This is a genomic window from Aphanizomenon sp. CS-733/32 (genome assembly GCF_028330045.1).
GTDB lineage: Bacteria > Cyanobacteriota > Cyanobacteriia > Cyanobacteriales > Nostocaceae > Dolichospermum > Dolichospermum gracile.
On sequence record NZ_JAQMSE010000248.1, the window covers coordinates 1 to 16,595 of the forward strand.

General features: G+C 36.4%; 12 protein-coding genes and 1 tRNA gene. 4 read left to right on the top strand and 9 right to left on the bottom strand.

The window, feature by feature from the left end:
• Nucleotides 1–238 precede the first annotated feature (238 nt).
• The 7 genes from PN471_RS21865 to PN471_RS21895 form a co-directional block, all read right to left on the bottom strand.
• The gene (locus PN471_RS21865; RefSeq protein ID WP_271778625.1) at nucleotides 239–2,050 is read right to left on the bottom strand and encodes a tetratricopeptide repeat protein; all 1,812 of its coding nucleotides are present in this window, start codon (nucleotides 2,048–2,050) and stop codon (nucleotides 239–241) included.
• Complete coding sequence (locus PN471_RS21870) at nucleotides 2,022–3,107, bottom strand: AAA family ATPase (protein ID WP_271778626.1); 1,086 nt, start codon at nucleotides 3,105–3,107, stop codon at nucleotides 2,022–2,024. Before PN471_RS21870 ends, PN471_RS21865 begins: the two co-directional genes overlap by 29 nt.
• A 231-nt stretch (nucleotides 3,108–3,338) precedes the next feature.
• The gene (locus tag PN471_RS21875) at nucleotides 3,339–5,021 is read right to left on the bottom strand and encodes an NAD+ synthase (RefSeq protein ID WP_271778627.1); all 1,683 of its coding nucleotides are present in this window, start codon (nucleotides 5,019–5,021) and stop codon (nucleotides 3,339–3,341) included.
• A 121-nt stretch (nucleotides 5,022–5,142) separates the two neighbouring features.
• On the bottom strand, nucleotides 5,143–5,505 hold the full coding sequence (locus PN471_RS21880; protein WP_271778628.1) for a four helix bundle protein: 363 nt from the start codon (nucleotides 5,503–5,505) through the stop codon (nucleotides 5,143–5,145).
• A 114-nt stretch (nucleotides 5,506–5,619) separates the two neighbouring features.
• Nucleotides 5,620–6,366: an NUDIX hydrolase gene (locus PN471_RS21885; protein ID WP_053539997.1), complete on the bottom strand. Its 747-nt coding sequence runs from the start codon at nucleotides 6,364–6,366 to the stop codon at nucleotides 5,620–5,622.
• Entirely contained in the window at nucleotides 6,336–6,926 is a 591-nt protein-coding gene (locus tag PN471_RS21890; RefSeq protein WP_271778629.1) for a nicotinate-nucleotide adenylyltransferase, read from the bottom strand. The genes PN471_RS21885 and PN471_RS21890 overlap by 31 nt, the downstream gene beginning before the upstream one ends.
• 83 nt (nucleotides 6,927–7,009) lie before the next feature.
• The gene (locus tag PN471_RS21895) at nucleotides 7,010–8,419 is read right to left on the bottom strand and encodes an aspartate ammonia-lyase (RefSeq protein WP_271778630.1); all 1,410 of its coding nucleotides are present in this window, start codon (nucleotides 8,417–8,419) and stop codon (nucleotides 7,010–7,012) included.
• A gap of 251 nt (nucleotides 8,420–8,670) precedes the next feature.
• Here PN471_RS21895 and PN471_RS21900 point away from each other — a divergent pair, with 251 nt between their 5' ends.
• Complete coding sequence (locus PN471_RS21900; RefSeq protein WP_271778631.1) at nucleotides 8,671–10,056, top strand: GAF domain-containing sensor histidine kinase; 1,386 nt, start codon at nucleotides 8,671–8,673, stop codon at nucleotides 10,054–10,056.
• 69 nt (nucleotides 10,057–10,125) lie between these two features.
• A tRNA-Lys gene (locus PN471_RS21905) sits at nucleotides 10,126–10,197 on the top strand.
• Nucleotides 10,198–10,312: 115 nt separating this feature from the next.
• On the opposite strand, the gene mfd is transcribed toward PN471_RS21905, so the two are convergent.
• Complete coding sequence (gene mfd / locus PN471_RS21910; protein ID WP_271778632.1) at nucleotides 10,313–13,801, bottom strand: transcription-repair coupling factor; 3,489 nt, start codon at nucleotides 13,799–13,801, stop codon at nucleotides 10,313–10,315.
• 291 nt (nucleotides 13,802–14,092) lie between these two features.
• On the opposite strand from mfd, the gene PN471_RS21915 reads away from it, so the two are divergent.
• Nucleotides 14,093–14,338 (top strand): helix-turn-helix domain-containing protein, encoded by a 246-nt coding sequence (locus tag PN471_RS21915; protein ID WP_271778633.1) that lies wholly within the window; start codon nucleotides 14,093–14,095, stop codon nucleotides 14,336–14,338.
• Nucleotides 14,339–14,341: 3 nt separating this feature from the next.
• The gene (locus tag PN471_RS21920; protein WP_271778634.1) at nucleotides 14,342–15,127 is read left to right on the top strand and encodes a TdeIII family type II restriction endonuclease; all 786 of its coding nucleotides are present in this window, start codon (nucleotides 14,342–14,344) and stop codon (nucleotides 15,125–15,127) included.
• Between the two features lies 1 nt (nucleotide 15,128).
• On the opposite strand, the gene PN471_RS21925 is transcribed toward PN471_RS21920, so the two are convergent.
• A complete protein-coding gene (locus PN471_RS21925; protein WP_271778635.1) occupies nucleotides 15,129–16,496 on the bottom strand; it encodes a DNA cytosine methyltransferase in 1,368 nt (455 codons plus the stop codon).
• Between the last annotated feature and the right edge of the window lie 99 nt (nucleotides 16,497–16,595).

The window sequence follows — 16,595 nt, forward strand, 5'->3', positions numbered from 1 at the left end:
CACTTGATGAGGCAATTACTATGGCGGTTAATGCTATTACTGATGAAAATGCTCTCAATTGGTTTAATCATTGTGGATTGTTTTTTGACCCTATTTAGATAGCTATTTTTGTACTGGACTTGATCACAAACTGCTGTAATTCACTTTTTTACCCCGGAAACTCTTAATATATCTAGGTTTTCGGTTTATTCAGCAAGCCCTACTTAGTGATACTTTATTAAAGTTTAGTAAGCTGTTGTTAATGTCGGAACAAACGGCAGGAAAAGATAATAATACGTTTGATTAGTAGTCGTAGACGATGCAATAGTAAAGTTAACACAGCTAGTAGATTATTCAACAACCGTATATAAAAGGGACGAGGTATGAGTTGCTGTTGTAAAAGTTGCAAGTTGTTCCTAACGGTTATTGTAGTGGGGTGATTAGTTCCTAGCGCTCGTTCAGACATTTCTAAAGCATCAAGGTAGAGAGGTTCTGCTTCACTGTATCTTCCTTGGCTTTTGTAAAGATATGCTAAATTGTTCAAGCTACTAGCAACATCAGGATGGTCACCTGTAAATAGTCGCTTATACATCTTTAAAGCTTCAAGGTAGAGATGTTCTGCTTCACTATAACGCTCTTGGTGCTTGTAGAGCATAGCTAAATTGTTCAAGCCTTGTGCAACATCAGGATGGTCGCCTGTAAATAGTCGCTTATACATCTCCAAAGCTTGAACGTATAGAAGTTCAGCTTCACTATAACGCTCTTGGTGCTTGTAGAGCATAGCTAAATTGTTCAAGCCTTGTGCAACATCAGGATGGTCGCCTGTAAATAGCCGCTCACACATCTCCAAAGCTTGAACGTATAGAAGTTCAGCTTCACTGTACTGCCCTTGGCTATCGTAGAGTGCGGCTAAATTGTTCAAGCTAGTGGCGACATCAGGATGGTCGCCTGTAAATAGTCGTTTTCTCATCTCTAAAGCATCAAGGTAGAGAGGTTCTGCTTCACTCTCCCGCCATTGGTTATAGTAAAGTAATGCTAAATTGTTCAAGCTAGTAGCGATATCGGGATGATTGTCCGTAAATAGCCGCTTTCTCATTTCTAAAGCATGAAGGAAGAGAAATTCGGCTTCACTATACCGCCCTTGGTTGTTGTAGAGATATGCTAAATTATTCAAGCTAGTGGCGACATCAGGATGGTCGCCTGTAAGTATCCGTTTTCTTATCTCCAAAGCATCAAGGTAGAGAGGTTCTGCTTCACTGTATCTTCCTTGGCTACGGTAGAGTTCTGCCAAATTATTTAGGGTATCAGCAAGAGCTTTTTCTTGTTGAAATTGAGTTTGCAAAACTATTGCTTGATTCAGATATTCTTCAGCCAGAGCTAATTCCCGGTTTCTATCTGGCGATTTTCCTGATTTTACTCGTTCAGCATATAAATTACCTAACTGGCTATAGAGAGTTTCTAGTTTGCTACTATCTGCCCCCCATTGCTTAATCGCTTCAACTAAGGATGCTTCTAATTGTTCTGATGAAAAAACGGAACTTGGTTGATTATTTCCAATTACATAAAAATTTTGATTGATTAATAACTTATTTGTAACTAAAGACAGTTCAGGCTGAAAATGAAATACACCATTACGCCAACTCCAGAAATCAGGTGCTTGCTTGGCAATTTGAGCATAAATGCGTGATGGTATCCATAAAATAATCGGCATCTTTAGTTCTCGCAATGCTTCTCGCGTCCATTGCAAATAACCAAAAAACTTTTTCAAAGATTCATTTTGATTAAATGATCCTAACTTTTCTGCACCTAATACTATAGCTATGGCATTTTCTGTTAATGTAACTTGTTTTGTGATGGCTTGCTTTAAACTCGGTTCTTGACTATCAAGATAAACCCGATAAATATTGTAATTCGGTGCTAATTCCTGCTCATAATTAGCTATAATATTTTCCCGCTGTCTATCTGCATCACACACAGCAATAAAAATCTGTAGCATTCCAATTCCAGCTTCAAGAGAAACTAACAAACTCAGGTAAGTTTGTTCATTTGCGTTGATAATAGATTGATTCATCAATTTGCACATTATCAATTGATTCTCCTTTTCTTGCTTTTTGTCGTAACTGTACTAATACCAAACTACAACATTTTTGAGCAATGCGAACCAATTCTCGAATCACACCACCACTAGATAAAGTAATTTTCAGCAAAACATCATCTGCTAATAAAGTATCATCAATGCGTTTTTGCAAAATATTCTGTAATTTATCTATTGTTTCAGTAACAGGTTGAGCTTCATTTTTGTGACTTTCACCTTTAGGATAAACCTTTAAAACTGGCATTACAAAAATAGAATTATTCGTTTCAGTTTCGATATGTTTTTTCAACACACCATCACGAATCGTCGCAATAGGAAGGGTATAAACAACAAAGAAACTAGGTTGTAAAAGAACTTTGATATTATCTTGAAAAATACTTTTAATAGATGCTAAATCGAGTTTATCTAAATCATCAATAATAACCACAATCTCTTTTTTACAAGCTAAAGAAACTTCCAGAGCAATCAGATTGAGAGTATTAATTAAATCTCGAAAATCACGTTTAAATTTAGTTTCTATGACTTCGCGGATACTTGCTTCAGCCTTTAATTTACTTTTGAGGAGACTCCAAAAACCAAAACCTACTTCCAATTCAGCACCGATTTTACTTTCTTCAATCTGTGTTCTATCTTGAAACCAATTAAATAATTCTTGTTTTTTCTGGCTATCAATCTGAATATTTTCTTTCTCTGCTTTATCCATAATTTGCACAGCGATAGCAAAAAGAATATTAATGTGATTGATAGCAGTAGTTTCAATTAAATCAGAGATAGAAAAAAAGATAGTCAGATAATTATGATCAAATTCTCTGGCAAATTCTGCTAACAATGTAGATTTACCACAACCACGATGTCCAGCAAAAAATAATTGATTGGTATTATCATCACTATCTAAAATTAGATGCTCCAATTTATCAATTAAATCATGACCATAAGGAACTTGAAACCTTTCAATTTCTTCTTCTGTGATTAAAGGTTGTAATTGTAAATTACGAAATGCTTTTTGGAACGCCTCAATACGGTTGACTACCATTGTTAATACCCTCTATAAATCTACATTTCTATGTTATATCAATTTGATCTTTTAGCCATACCTAAACAAAAAAATTTCTTTTTTAGGCAAATAGTCGCTAAAATAAGGATTATCACCTCTCCTAAATCAAATGCAACCACCCTATAGATATATATTTATCCTCCTTTTTCTTCCTCTGTGAACTCTGTGCCTGGAGTGGTTTGTTAAAAAAACTCCAGTAAAAATAAAGTCCTATATATTCCGCAAAGCAGACCAACTACTAGCAATAGGCATTCTCCAACCAGTCCCAAAAGCGCGGTCGGTGATTTTTAATCCCGGTGCAGCTTGTCGGCGTTTAAACTCCGCACGGGATAATAATTGTAATACCCTATCCACAATTGCCGGGTCATGACCTGCGGTAATAATTGCTGCTGCTGATTGATGTTGATGAAGCAAACGGTCGAGAATATCATCTAAAATTTCATAAGGTGGAAGAGAATCTTGGTCAACTTGACCCGGTTTAAGTTCCGCGCTGGGTGCTTTGGTGAGAATATTTGCGAGAATAACTTCTTTTTGATGATGAGAATTTAACCATTGACAAAGGGAATAAACGCGAGTTTTAGGAACATCAGCAATCACCGATAAACCGCCATTCATATCACCGTAAAGAGTACAATAACCAACAGCAATTTCTGATTTATTGCCAGTAGATAAAAGCAGATAACCGAACTTATTAGAAATTGCCATTAATAAATTACCACGAATGCGAGATTGGAGATTTTCTTCCGCAATCCCAAATTCTGTTCCAGCAAATAACTCACCAAGAGATTTATCAAAACTTTCCATTAATTCCCCAATAGGTAAAATCTGGGTTTGAATATCTAAATTTTCTGCTAATGCTAAAGCATCACTAATAGAATGTTCTGAACTATAGGGAGAAGGCATTAACACACCAATCACATTTTCTTTTCCTAACGCCGCAGTCGCAATGGCAGCCACTAAAGCAGAATCAACTCCCCCACTTAAACCTAACAATACTTTAGAAAAGCGACATTTACCCACATAATCTTTAACTCCTAAAACTAAAGCATTCCAAATTTCTTCATCTTCAGATTCATCAATGGGGGAAATATGACCTAATTGTAAATCCTGTTTATCGGCATTAAATTCAACGGTCAAAAAATCAGATACAAAACCTTTAGCGCGACAAACAATTTCACCTTGTTTATTTAAAGCAAAACTGCGTCCATCAAAAATCAAATCATCATTTCCGCCAACTTGGTTTGTATAAATAATTGGTTGTTGAAAATTAACTGCACTATGTTCTAACATCGCTTCTCGCAGATGTTGTTTACCAACAGTGTAGGGTGAAGCAGATAAATTCACAATTAAATCAACTCCTAAATTTGCTAAATCAGCAATGGGATTAACTGCGTAACTCCGCTTACCCCAAAATTCTTCATCATTCCATAAATCTTCACAAATTGTCACACCAATATGAAGATTATCTAATTTAAAAGAATTGGCTTGTAGTCCTGGTTCAAAATAGCGTTTTTCATCAAAAACATCGTAAGTTGGTAATAGCCTTTTATGGAAAAATTGCTGGATTTTGCCATTTTCTAACAAAGCCATACTATTAAATAAACTTTTCCCTCCAGAAATGTGCGCTTGGGAATTTTTAACCACAGTTCCCACCAATACAGCTAAATTTGCGGGTAAATCTTCAGCTAATTTTTGCAATGTTTTATCTATTGATTCCACAAAACTAGGATTTAATAATAAATCTCTCGGTGGATACCCACAAATAGATAATTCAGGTGTTAATAATAAACGAATATTTTCTGATGCTGCTTGTTGTGACATTTTCAGGATTTTTTGGGCATTCCCAGATAAGTCACCAATAATAGGATTAATTTGAGCGATAGCGATTTTCATGATCATAAAAAAGGGAATAGGCAAGAGGCAAGAGGGAATAGCTAAGAGGCAAGAGGGAATAGGGAATAGGGAATAGGGAATAGGGAATAGGGAATAGCTAAGAGGTGGGTGGTACAATCGTTTATAACTCTAATTTTTTGATAAGAGCAATAATCATTCGAGTTTCTTCGTGAAGCAATTTAATAATCAAATCAATTTCATCCAAAGTACATAATCCGATTCTTTCTGATAAAATAAGATGCGTTTCCAACTCATTAATTGAACCTTGACTTATATTTAAAAATCTCGCGTAATCTCTAGACGATCTTCTTCCATAACCCTCTGCAATATTAGCAGGAATAGAAACAGATGATCTTCTAATTTGTTGAACCATGCCATAAATTTCTTCTTTAGGAAAGTTTTTAGTTAAAAAATAGCATTTTTCAGATATATCCATACCTTTCTGCCAAATAAGTAAATCTTTAAAATCATTTATTTCCGCCATTTTAACTTCCTCTTTCAACCTAATATAATATCTGAAATTCCTCTTGCCTCTTGCCTCTTGCCTATTGCCTATTGCCTCTTGCCTTCTCTTGCCTTCTCTTGCCTCTGGCCTTCTTCAAATAAACACCAAAGGTTTATCTTTAAATGGTGCAAAAGCCTCTTTATCAAACCTATACAAACTTGCAGGACGACCCGCACCTCGTGATACTTTAATGCCAGTATCTGATAAAAAGCCCAATTTGAGTAACCGCGCTCGAAAATTAGAATAATCGGCAAAACATTCTCCTAAAACTGTAGTGTATAGCTGATACAAATCGTTTAAAGTAAAAGTTTCTGGTAAGACTTCAAAAGCTATAGGACTATATTCTAATTTGTTTTTTAATCTTCTATGTCCATAGGTAATAATCTCATTATGGTCAAATGCTAATTGTGGTAATTGTTTGACGGGATACCAAGCAATACCCGCCACTTTATCGGCAATTAATTCTGCTTCTTCAAATCTGACTAAAGCAAAGTAACTAACTGATAAATAACGGACTCCATAGCTATCAATTTTTTCTCTGGGGTCACGGTTTGGACCACCAAAAGTATAAAGTTGTTCTAAATAGAGATTATTTACCTTTATTTTCTCAGCCATAATCCGATAAGCAGCATCTTCTAAAGATTCTCCTTGACGGACTAACGTACCAGGAAGACTCCAATCATTTAAAAATGGTTCTTGCTGTCGCATAACCAAGAGAACTAACAACCGATTTTGAGCAGTATCTACAGAAAAAATCACATTATCAACACCAACTTTAAAGTCAGCTAAAGGTTGTTGATTTATGGAGTTTAGAATCTTTTTTTGGTTACGTATTGGCATTCGTACAAATGCTGTTGATGAATATAGGCAATGACGGGAGGTGTGAGAGTATTAATATCTCCTTGTTCACGAAAAGCGGTAGAGGAAACATCTAAACCAATTAAATTTGCAATTTTAATTTTTCCTCCGATTTGTTTAACTTTTTCTAAACTAGAATCATCTATTATATATCCTGGTCTGGGAATTACCAGTAATTGTACTTGTTGTAATAGATCTTCAACATGATACCAGCGCGGCAATTGATTGACTAAATCAGCCCCAATTACTAAAGTATATTCAATATCTTCTCCCCATTTTAATTTTGCTTTACCTACAGTTTCTAGAGTTTTCCAACTACTCAAATCTTGTTCTAAGGCAATATTTTGGTTAGCAACATTGATATCTTTAATTAACAGTTCTAACATTGCTGCCCTGTGTAGTAAAGGCGTTTGTTGGGATTTTAGAGGATTATCCGCCGCCCATACAGCAACCCAATCATAACGTTCAGATAACCATTTGAGAATTATTAAATGTCCAGCAGTTGGAGGATCAGCACTTGTACCAAATAAAGCAATTTTCATGAAACTCTGACCTATTAGAGTAATTTTATTTTATCAGATCCCTGACTTCTTAAAGAAGTCGGGGATCTTGTATTTACTTGTATTTACGTTAGAGGTACGATCGCACTCATTTGGTCTAAGTCTAACACAGTTGCTAATTCTGATTCTGTCATTAAACCTTTTTCGAGAACTATTTGCCGTAAAGATTTACCTGTTTCTAAAGATTCCTTAGCTACAGCCGCAGCATTCAAATAACCAATATGGGTATTTAAAGCGGTGACTAATGCTAAACTGCCTTCAGCATAAGCTAAACATCTTTCTTTGTTGGCAGTAATTCCTTGAATACAGCTTGTAGTTAAAGCCGAAATTGTGTTACCTAAGATCTCAATGCTGTGAATTAAATTATAGGCAATGAGGGGCATCATCACATTTAATTCTAATTGTCCAGCTTGGGCAGCAAAAGCGATCGCATTATCATATCCCATTACCTGAAAACATACCATTGATGTCATCTCTGCCATCACAGGATTATATTTTCCGGGCATAATGGAAGAACCTGGTTGCACAGGTGGAAGTTGAATTTCCTTAAATCCGGTTTTGGGTCCAGAATCCATTAACCGCAAATCGTGGGATATTTTCACCAAATCCTGGGCTAAATTCCGCAACGCCCCAGAAACATTCACAAAAGCCCCCATACTTTGCATAGTAGCCATTAAATGGGGTGCTGGTTCTAGGGGAAATTCCAATAATTGCGACAGGATATCCACAACTCTTTGCCGATATTCTGGGTGAGTATTCATACCTGTTCCCGCCGCACTACCACCTAAGCCCAACACCATTAAATCCCCAGCAGCAATGTAAAGCCGATTTTGGTGTTCTGAGAGAATTTGCGCCCAAGCCCGGAAATTATCCCCTAATCGCACGGGTACAGCGTCTTGAAGGTGAGTTCTCCCCGATTTGACGATATCTTGAAATTCTGTAGCTTTGGCTTCTAAAGCCGAAATTGCCTGTTCTAAAGCTGGTTGTAAAGTGCGAGAAAGTGCCAATAAGCCACCAATGCGAATAGCTGTAGGGATGACATCATTGGTAGACTGTCCGTAGTTTACATGATCATTGGGGCTAACGAGTTTGTAATTACCTTTTTGATCACCCAGAATTTCTAAAGCTCGATTTGCGAGAACTTCGTTAATATTCATGTGGTGAGAAGTTCCCGCACCAGCTTGATAAACATCAACGACAAATTGATCTCGCAATGCACCTGCTAAAATTTCATCAGTAGCTTGAATAATAGCCTTGCTGATATCTGCGGGAATACAATCTAATTCTCCGTTGACAATAGCGGCGGCCTTTTTAATATATAAACCAGCATCTATATAAGTGGATAAAGGTTTAATACCGCTAATGGGGAAATTTTCAATCGCCCTTTGGGTTTGAATCCCATAATATACGTTATTGGCAATTTGGCGATCGCCCATCGAGTCTTTTTCAATCCGAAAATCTGAATTGTTAGTCATATAAGTGGAGAAGTTCATGGAGTAGAATAGGATCATGGAATTAGCTGTAACTTAACGTACCTGTTTACAAACCGTCACAAGGGTTGTTATCAGCAATACACAATATTTGGTATGCTCTCTCATACTCATGTCATTTATTCGTTGAGGAATAGGTAATAGGCAGATGGGAAAATCAGTCATGAGTAAGTATTCTTTCCACGTACCTCTTCCCCGATGATCAATTATCCATGATTTCTTTCCTAAACTATTGCATGAATCTAAATCAAGTTAAATCCATCCCCAAATGGACGCAATTACCATCTCCATCCATATTTTGTTCAGAAGTATCTATGCAATTGGGTGTAGATACATCCGTTGCCCAATTACAACAGCAGGTAGAATATTTACAAATTCAATTAGAGTTGGAAAGACAGGAAAATATTCAAAAAATACAGCAAATTCAGAAATTTCAAGGGTTGCTGCAACATATTACTGAACACATCCGCGATAGTCTAGATGAGCGCGAAATATTAACAACTATTACTCAAGAATTAGTTGATTTATTACAACTTAATCGCTGTCAAATTGAACTTTATAATCCCTGTTTGACTGCTGCTACAGTTACCTACGAATATAGTGTTAGTTTACCCCATTTTCAAGGTTTAACCACAAAAACTGCTGATTTTCCCCAAATTTATCAATCTCTATTGCAAAAACAAATTTGGCAATCTATAGAAATCGTTCCCGGACATGATTCTGGCTTACAGATGATGGGTCAATTGGCTTGTCCGATTTTTGATCATCGGGATGTTTTGGGCAATATTTGGCTAATTGGGCGGACAGAGGCAAAATTTGGAGAATTAGAAATATCTTTTTTACAGCAAATAGCTAATCAATGTGCGATCGCCATTCGTCAATCTCAACTCTACACCAAAACCACAGCCCAAGTTCAAGAAATTGAAAATCGAGAACATCATCACCACGAATTTATCAGACATCTTGCCCAAGAATTACGTACACCGATTACTAATATTAATCTGGCTGTGCAAACCCTAGAAAGTATCATAACACCAGCCGGGATTGTAGATGTAGAAATAGTATCCCAACTATTACAAATTCTCCATCATGAATGTGGACGCGAAGATAAATTACTTAACGATCTTCTTACCTTTGCATATCTGAAAACCCATCCCGAACCTCCTACTTTAATTACTATTGATTTTTCAACTTGGTTATTTCCTATTGTTGAATCTTTTCGAGATGTTACCAATTGTCAACAACAACAGTTACACCTAGATATCCCCCCAGAAATTCCCCCTTTATCCACAGATATTACCGATTTAGAAAAAATTATGACCCTACTACTCAAGCAAGCTTGTCAATGCGCCTCCGCAGGTGAATCAATTACAGTTACCGCCGATTTGAATGCAGACACGGTAGAATTAAAAATCAGTATTTCTGGTGTGGAGATTCCTCACCATGAACTGTCACAAGTTTTTCAGCCATTTTACCGCATTCCCAAACATTCCCCCTGGCAAGTACAGAACACTGGCTTAGAATTGGCATTAGTCAAAACAATGGTACAGCGTTTAAATGGGTTGATTCATGTTACAAGTATCAACAATCGCATCACTTTGATCATGCAATTTCCCCTGTAGCCAGTTTTTTAGCTGCAACACTAGCGCAAAAGTCAAAAGTCTGATATCATGACCTAATAAGCGATAAGCGGGTGAGTAGCTCAACGGTAGAGCAGTTGACTCTTAATCAATTGGTTGCGGGTTCGATTCCCTCCTCACCCATTGCAGTTACTTTTTCGATGATATTCTCCCAGATGTAGGTTGGGTTGAAGTCAGGAAACCCAACATGATTAATACTTTTGTTGAGTTGGGCTGTTGCTTCACCCAACCGACAAAATTAGACTCCAGCGGTCTCCGAAATTGCCCCTTGCATTTTCATAAAAGTATCAATTAAAGTTTGCAATTGTTGGTCTGCTTTAAAGACTCCTAAACCTCTTGCTGTTACCTTCCCAGGAGAATAAACAAACCTGGCTTTCATGGTGGGAGTGAGGTTTTCTGCTAAGAGATTCCAAGCGGGTTCTTCCATTGGGGTTTCTAAAACAATGTGCTGTTTATTCTCTGGTTTAATGCGACTAAATCCCAGATTCTTAGCTAATTGTTTTAATTCCATCACTCGCAATAATTGATTTGCTGGAACTGGTATAGTCCCATATCTATCTGTCCATTCCGCAGCAATTTGTTTGAGTTCATATTTTGATTTTACTGTGGCTACAGCGCGATAAGCACTCATTTTTTGATCAAGATCAGGAATGTAGGTGGCAGGGATAAATGCGGTGAGATTCAGGTCAATTTGGGTATCTTCAACTTTGGGTATTTCTTGACCTCTAATTTCTCGAATTGCTTCTTCTAACATTTCCATGTACAAATCAAAGCCAATAACATCCATTTGACCAGATTGTTCTGCACCTAGCAAGTTTCCCACACCGCGAATTTCCATATCTCGCATTGCTAATTGATATCCAGAACCGAGTTGAGTAAATTCTTGAATTGCTCTTAATCTTTGTCTAGCGGCATCGGATAATTCTCTTTGTTTAGGATAAAATAACCATGCGTGTGCCTGTATTCCTGCCCGTCCTACCCGACCCCGTAATTGATATAATTGAGACAAACCAAAACGGTGCGCGTCTTCTATTAAGATTGTATTAACTCGCGGAATATCTAAACCAGATTCAATAATTGTCGTACAAACAAGGATATCAGCATCATTATTGCCGAAAGTCAGCATAGTTGATTCTAACTCGCTTTCGTCCATTTGACCATGTGCGATCGCAAATCTGCCTCCGGGAATCATTTCTCGCAGTTTTGTCGTTGTTTCTTCAATTCCTTCTACTCTGGGAACTACATAAAAAACTTGTCCACCTCGATCTAATTCTTGACGAATTGCACTTCTGACAATATCAGGATTTAAAGGTGCGAGATGGGTTTGAATTGGTCTTCTGGTGGGAGGTGGTGTGGTAATTAAACTCATTTCCCGAATCCCAGATAATGACATATATAAGGTTCTAGGAATAGGAGTTGCAGAAAGAGTGAGAACGTCAACTTGAGTTTTTAAGCTTTTGATTTTTTCCTTTTGATTTACACCAAATCTTTGTTCTTCGTCAATTACCAAGAGTCCTAAATCTTTAAATTGCACACCTTTTCCTAATAATTGATGTGTCCCGACAACTATATCTAATTCTCCACTGGCCAGACGTTTTTGAATATTGCGTTTTTCTTCCGCACTGCGAAAACGGTTGAGTAAACCCACATTCACAGGATAGGGGGCAAAACGTTCTTTAATTGTGTGATAATGTTGTTGAGTTAAAATTGTCGTTGGGGCTAAAAGTGCCACTTGCTTTCCAGCGGTGACAGCTTTAAAAATCGCCCGAATTGCTACTTCTGTTTTCCCAAAACCCACATCTCCACATACTAACCTATCCATCGGTCTTTCACTTTCCATATCCCGTTTCACATCTTGTACCGCTTTGAGTTGATCTGTGGTAGGTTGATAGGGAAAAGAATCTTCCATTTCTTCTTGCCAAGGCATATCTGCGGGATAGGAAAAACCTTGTTGTTGAGAACGGGCGGCATATAATTTTAATAAATCTACCGCCAGTTTCTTGATAGTTTTACGGACTTTATTTTTAGTATTTTCCCAAGCTTTGCCGGTCATTTTATGTAATTCTGGGGCTTTATCTGCACTGGTGCGAAAACGAGATAAAGAACCAACTTGGTCAGCCGCAACTCTTAATAAACCATCTGCATATTGGACAACTAAATAATCACGGGTTTCATCATTAATTGTTAAACTTTCTAATTTGACAAATTTACCAATACCATGACTACGATGAACCACATAATCTCCCTGACGTAATTTATTAGGATCAACTTGTTTAGATGTGGCTTGACGACGTTTACGGACATAGCCAAAATTAGCTAAAGAATGTTGTCCATAAAATTCTCTATCGGTGACAATTACTAACCGAAAAGAAGGTAAAATAAACCCTTCTAATTCTGCTAAACCAGAATATTTCAAAGCGATGGGGATATGATTAATTTGTAGTTTATCAATGGCTTGATAATCACGGGGATTGGGGATAAACTGGGCAGGACAATCATGTTCTTGTAGCAGAGAAACCGAACGAGAAGGTTGAGCCGAAATTATCCAAACTGCAAAATTGCGTTCTCTCTCGTTTCTAATAGTTTCCCCTAACTTGGCAAATTGGTGAGGTGTAACTGGTAAAGGTCTACTAGCTAAATTTAAACCGCTATTTTCTTCTGATAATTCCGATAAATATAACTTTCTAAAATTACTAATTTCTGCTATACATTCATCAAAATTGCGATGAATTTTCGGTAATTCAACCGACAACTGACCACTAACAACCGACCACTGACTTTGAGCATTTTCTACCCAGCGATCGCTATGAGCATAACATTGTTCTGGTTCATCAATGGCAACAAGGGTATTTTCTGCTAAATAATCCAGCAATGAAGCGGGTTTTGCAAAAGCCAACCCCAAAAACCGCCGACTCCCTTCCAGTGAAGATGTTTCCTGAAACATCTCTACATTTGGTAAGTCTTTCAGCGCATCTAAAATAATCGGGGCAAAACTTGTCGGGGTGAGGGTAACTTTTTCCACCTTATCCAAGGCTGAACGCTGGGTGGCGGGGTCAAATTCCCGAATTTGTTCAATTTCGTCCCCAAACCATTCCAAGCGCACAGGTAACTCTGAGGACACCGGAAACACATCCACAATATCCCCCCGTCTACTCCATTGTCCTTCAGTTTCCACTAGGGGAACTCGTTCATATCCCAAAAGCGTGATTTTTTCCCCAAACCCATCTAAATCAAATTCCATCCCTTTTTCCAAAGTGACACAAAATGATTTAAACGCTTCCGGTGGTGGTAAATGCGGCTGCAACGCCCCCACAGTCGCAATTATCGCCGTTTTTTGCTTTTGCGCCCCCTGTACGGGCGGGGTCTCCCCGCCCCTTGTTTCATAACTCCTCGCCACCAAATCTGCTAAAACCTGCATTTGCCCCCAACTTAACTCATTTTCAGGGTCGAAGGGTTCATAGGGAGAAGCTTCGGAAGTGGGATAAAAATGCACAGTTTTCCAACCCATTGCTTCCATTTGGGCAAAAACCCGCCCAGCTTCCTCTAGAGTGGCACAGACCACACATAAATCCTGATCTTCATAACTTGCTAATGCTGAAGCTATCAGTCCCTTGGGGAGACGAGAAATCCCATTTAACCGCAATTCCTGCTGTTTGTTGAGTTTAGTAATGAGTTCTGCGGTAAGAGGCGATCGCGCCAAAGCACGCACAATAGAAGAAAAGGCCATAAATTATATGCTTAACAGAAGTTGGGAATCGGGCGTAAAACTCTCGTAATAGTAAGAGTTTCATCATCAATTGATGCACTAACTACCCTCTCCACTGCGTTATCTATACTATCTTAACAATTGTCAACTAACTACGGCAGATTTGGTATTCAGGATATCTAGCAGTAAATACAAGGGTGTTACAAGTTTACACTAGTTATGTTATGTAAATCTCATCTATGTTAACTATAAACTACAAAATGTCAGGTATAATCTGTAGACTTAATATCTTTGATTAACTGATTATACAACATGGAAGCGAATAATGAAGTAAATATACGGTGGATTTTTGGTCGTGCTATAAGAAAGCGAAGAAGAGAACTAGATTTATCTCAAGAAGAACTTGCAGAAAAAGCAGAACTTCATCGCACTTATATTTCAAGTATTGAATCAGGAAAATGTAATATTTCCCTAGACAATATAGAAAAATTAGCCAAATCCCTCAATATATCCATATCTGATTTGTTTGCAGCTTGTAATAACACAGGAGAAAATTGAGCTATGGATGAGCATATTAAAACAGAAATCAAGGAACATATTCGAGAATTAATTAGAGGATACTTAAAAAATAGAAAATTGGAGACTTATCATATATTAGATCATATTTTTCCAAAGGAAAGAAGAATAAGTTCCCTTATTGGTGGATTGCAAACAAGTTTAGGGACAGGTGTTTGGGAATGGACAGCAAAAAAAATAGCATTATCAAACGGGTTTAATATTATTACAGAAAAGATACTGAAGCCTGAACCATTTCCTCTTGAATTACGAACTGTATTAGAGGACTTAATTAGTAAACGTGAAAATAAAGACAAAATAAAAACAGAAGACTGTATAAACAAACTAAAAGATGCAGCTTCAAAAAATGATCCCGCTAATATTATTAGCTATGGAAAACCTCCTTCAGGAACAGGAGTAGATATTCATTTTCTTAAAGATGGGATTGAATACGTCTTTGATATCAAAACTACACAATCAAATCTAGGTGATTTTAAAAAATTCAACAGACAGCTTTTAGAATGGTATGCTTACAGATTTGCTAAAAATCCCAATGCTAATTTTAAAGCTCGTATTGCTATTCCTTTTAACCCTTTTCTAAAACCTTGGTACGAAGAACAAAAAAGTAAGTTATATCCTTTAGATATTACTCAAGATATATGGGTAGAAAATGAGTTTTGGGATTTTTGTTCTGGAACTGAAAATACATTTGAAGAATTAAAATCACTTTTTGTTGAACTAGGACAAGAAGATTTTGCAAAAGAATTTAATGACATTTTTGATCCCAAGTAGTTTAGATATCAATAATTTTAAGTAATTCTTTAGTGACATACTCAACCACAGGTACAGGAACAGCATTACCAAATTGTTTTTTAGCTACCTCATTTTTCGGGTGATATTCAAAATCTGTAGGAAAACCTTGCAATTTACAAGCGTGTTTTGCAGTGATTGGTATATATTTTTTAGGTTGATAAATTTTTTCTAGAAAAAGATTTTTATAATCTTCTGGATGATTTGCATGAATAGATACTGTTGCAATATAGTCTTTTGCACCAGTAGCTGTTAAAGTTGGAAAAATATCAGCAGTAGGTAAAATGATGCGATAAATATCATTAATACCGGTCATATTTTTAGAATTAACAAATTCATACTTGTTATCAGCAGTTAACCGGAATATTTGTTTTTTAACTAATTCATTTAATTCATTTATATCTATATCAGGTATTATCTCCTGAAAGTTTTCTAATGATAAAGGATTACCATCTTTCTCCCCATATTTTTTACTTCTTCTATATTTGAGAAGAGTTAAACAGATTATTTTTTCTCTATCACTCGTTTTTATAATATCCCAAGAGTGAATTGTTGTATGTCCATTTCGTAAATCTGAGAAAATAAAAAAATCATTTAATTCATCATCTTTTTGAAATCGGGTTCTTGATGGTGGAATCGCACCTTTAAATAAAATATCTGCATCCAATTTAACTTTTTCAACACATTTGATATTTTTAAGTTCATCTAAAATATCTAAAACTTTAGGATGAATATTTAAAGGATGAGGGAAATTATATTCTTGATATTTCTCTAAATCATTTCTAATTCCTACAATAAAAACTCTATCTCTATTTTGCGGTAAACCAAAATCATAAGCGTTTAAAACTTTCCATTTCACACAATACCCTATATGTGTCAATTCATTTAAAATTAGTTCTAAATTATCACGGTTTTTAGGATTTGCTAATCCACTTACATTTTCAAATATAAAAGCCTTCGGTTGACTTTGATTAACTAAACGAATTACATCAAACCATAATTTACCTCTAGGATCTTCAAAACCTCTTAAACAACCTGCAACTGACCAAGGTTGACAAGGTACACCACCAACTATTATGTCAATATTAATAGGTAGTTGATTGATTTTTGTAATATCTCCTAATTCAATCTCATTTTTATTTAAATAATTAATAAAATTTTGTTGATACACTTTACTAGCTTGTTTATCTATTTCAGAATAACCCAAACATTGACCACCTAATTTTTCTAAAGCAATTCTAAATCCACCGATACCTGCAAACAAGTCAATAAAAGTAAATTTATTTGGATAAATTACTAATTGCAAAGGTAATTCTATTTGTTTTGATATTGTAGAAAATAAAGATTTCATTTCTCTCATTGAATAGTAAATAATATTAACTAAATATTAAACCATATTTTTAGTAAATTGGGCAATTATCAATAGCCAGACTGAAAATACTACAGTACC

What these genes read in the sequence shown, in the direction of transcription:
- PN471_RS21865 (WP_271778625.1), bottom strand. Translation starts at nt 2,050, where the DNA reads ATGAATCAATCTATTATCAACGCAAATGAACAAACTTACCTGAGTTTG.
- PN471_RS21870 (WP_271778626.1), bottom strand. Translation starts at nt 3,107, where the DNA reads ATGGTAGTCAACCGTATTGAGGCGTTCCAAAAAGCATTTCGTAATTTA.
- PN471_RS21875 (WP_271778627.1), bottom strand. Translation starts at nt 5,021, where the DNA reads ATGAAAATCGCTATCGCTCAAATTAATCCTATTATTGGTGACTTATCT.
- PN471_RS21880 (WP_271778628.1), bottom strand. Translation starts at nt 5,505, where the DNA reads ATGGCGGAAATAAATGATTTTAAAGATTTACTTATTTGGCAGAAAGGT.
- PN471_RS21885 (WP_053539997.1), bottom strand. Translation starts at nt 6,366, where the DNA reads ATGCCAATACGTAACCAAAAAAAGATTCTAAACTCCATAAATCAACAA.
- PN471_RS21890 (WP_271778629.1), bottom strand. Translation starts at nt 6,926, where the DNA reads ATGAAAATTGCTTTATTTGGTACAAGTGCTGATCCTCCAACTGCTGGA.
- PN471_RS21895 (WP_271778630.1), bottom strand. Translation starts at nt 8,419, where the DNA reads ATGACTAACAATTCAGATTTTCGGATTGAAAAAGACTCGATGGGCGAT.
- PN471_RS21900 (WP_271778631.1), top strand. Translation starts at nt 8,671, where the DNA reads ATGAATCTAAATCAAGTTAAATCCATCCCCAAATGGACGCAATTACCA.
- mfd (WP_271778632.1), bottom strand. Translation starts at nt 13,801, where the DNA reads ATGGCCTTTTCTTCTATTGTGCGTGCTTTGGCGCGATCGCCTCTTACC.
- PN471_RS21915 (WP_271778633.1), top strand. Translation starts at nt 14,093, where the DNA reads ATGGAAGCGAATAATGAAGTAAATATACGGTGGATTTTTGGTCGTGCT.
- PN471_RS21920 (WP_271778634.1), top strand. Translation starts at nt 14,342, where the DNA reads ATGGATGAGCATATTAAAACAGAAATCAAGGAACATATTCGAGAATTA.
- PN471_RS21925 (WP_271778635.1), bottom strand. Translation starts at nt 16,496, where the DNA reads ATGAAATCTTTATTTTCTACAATATCAAAACAAATAGAATTACCTTTG.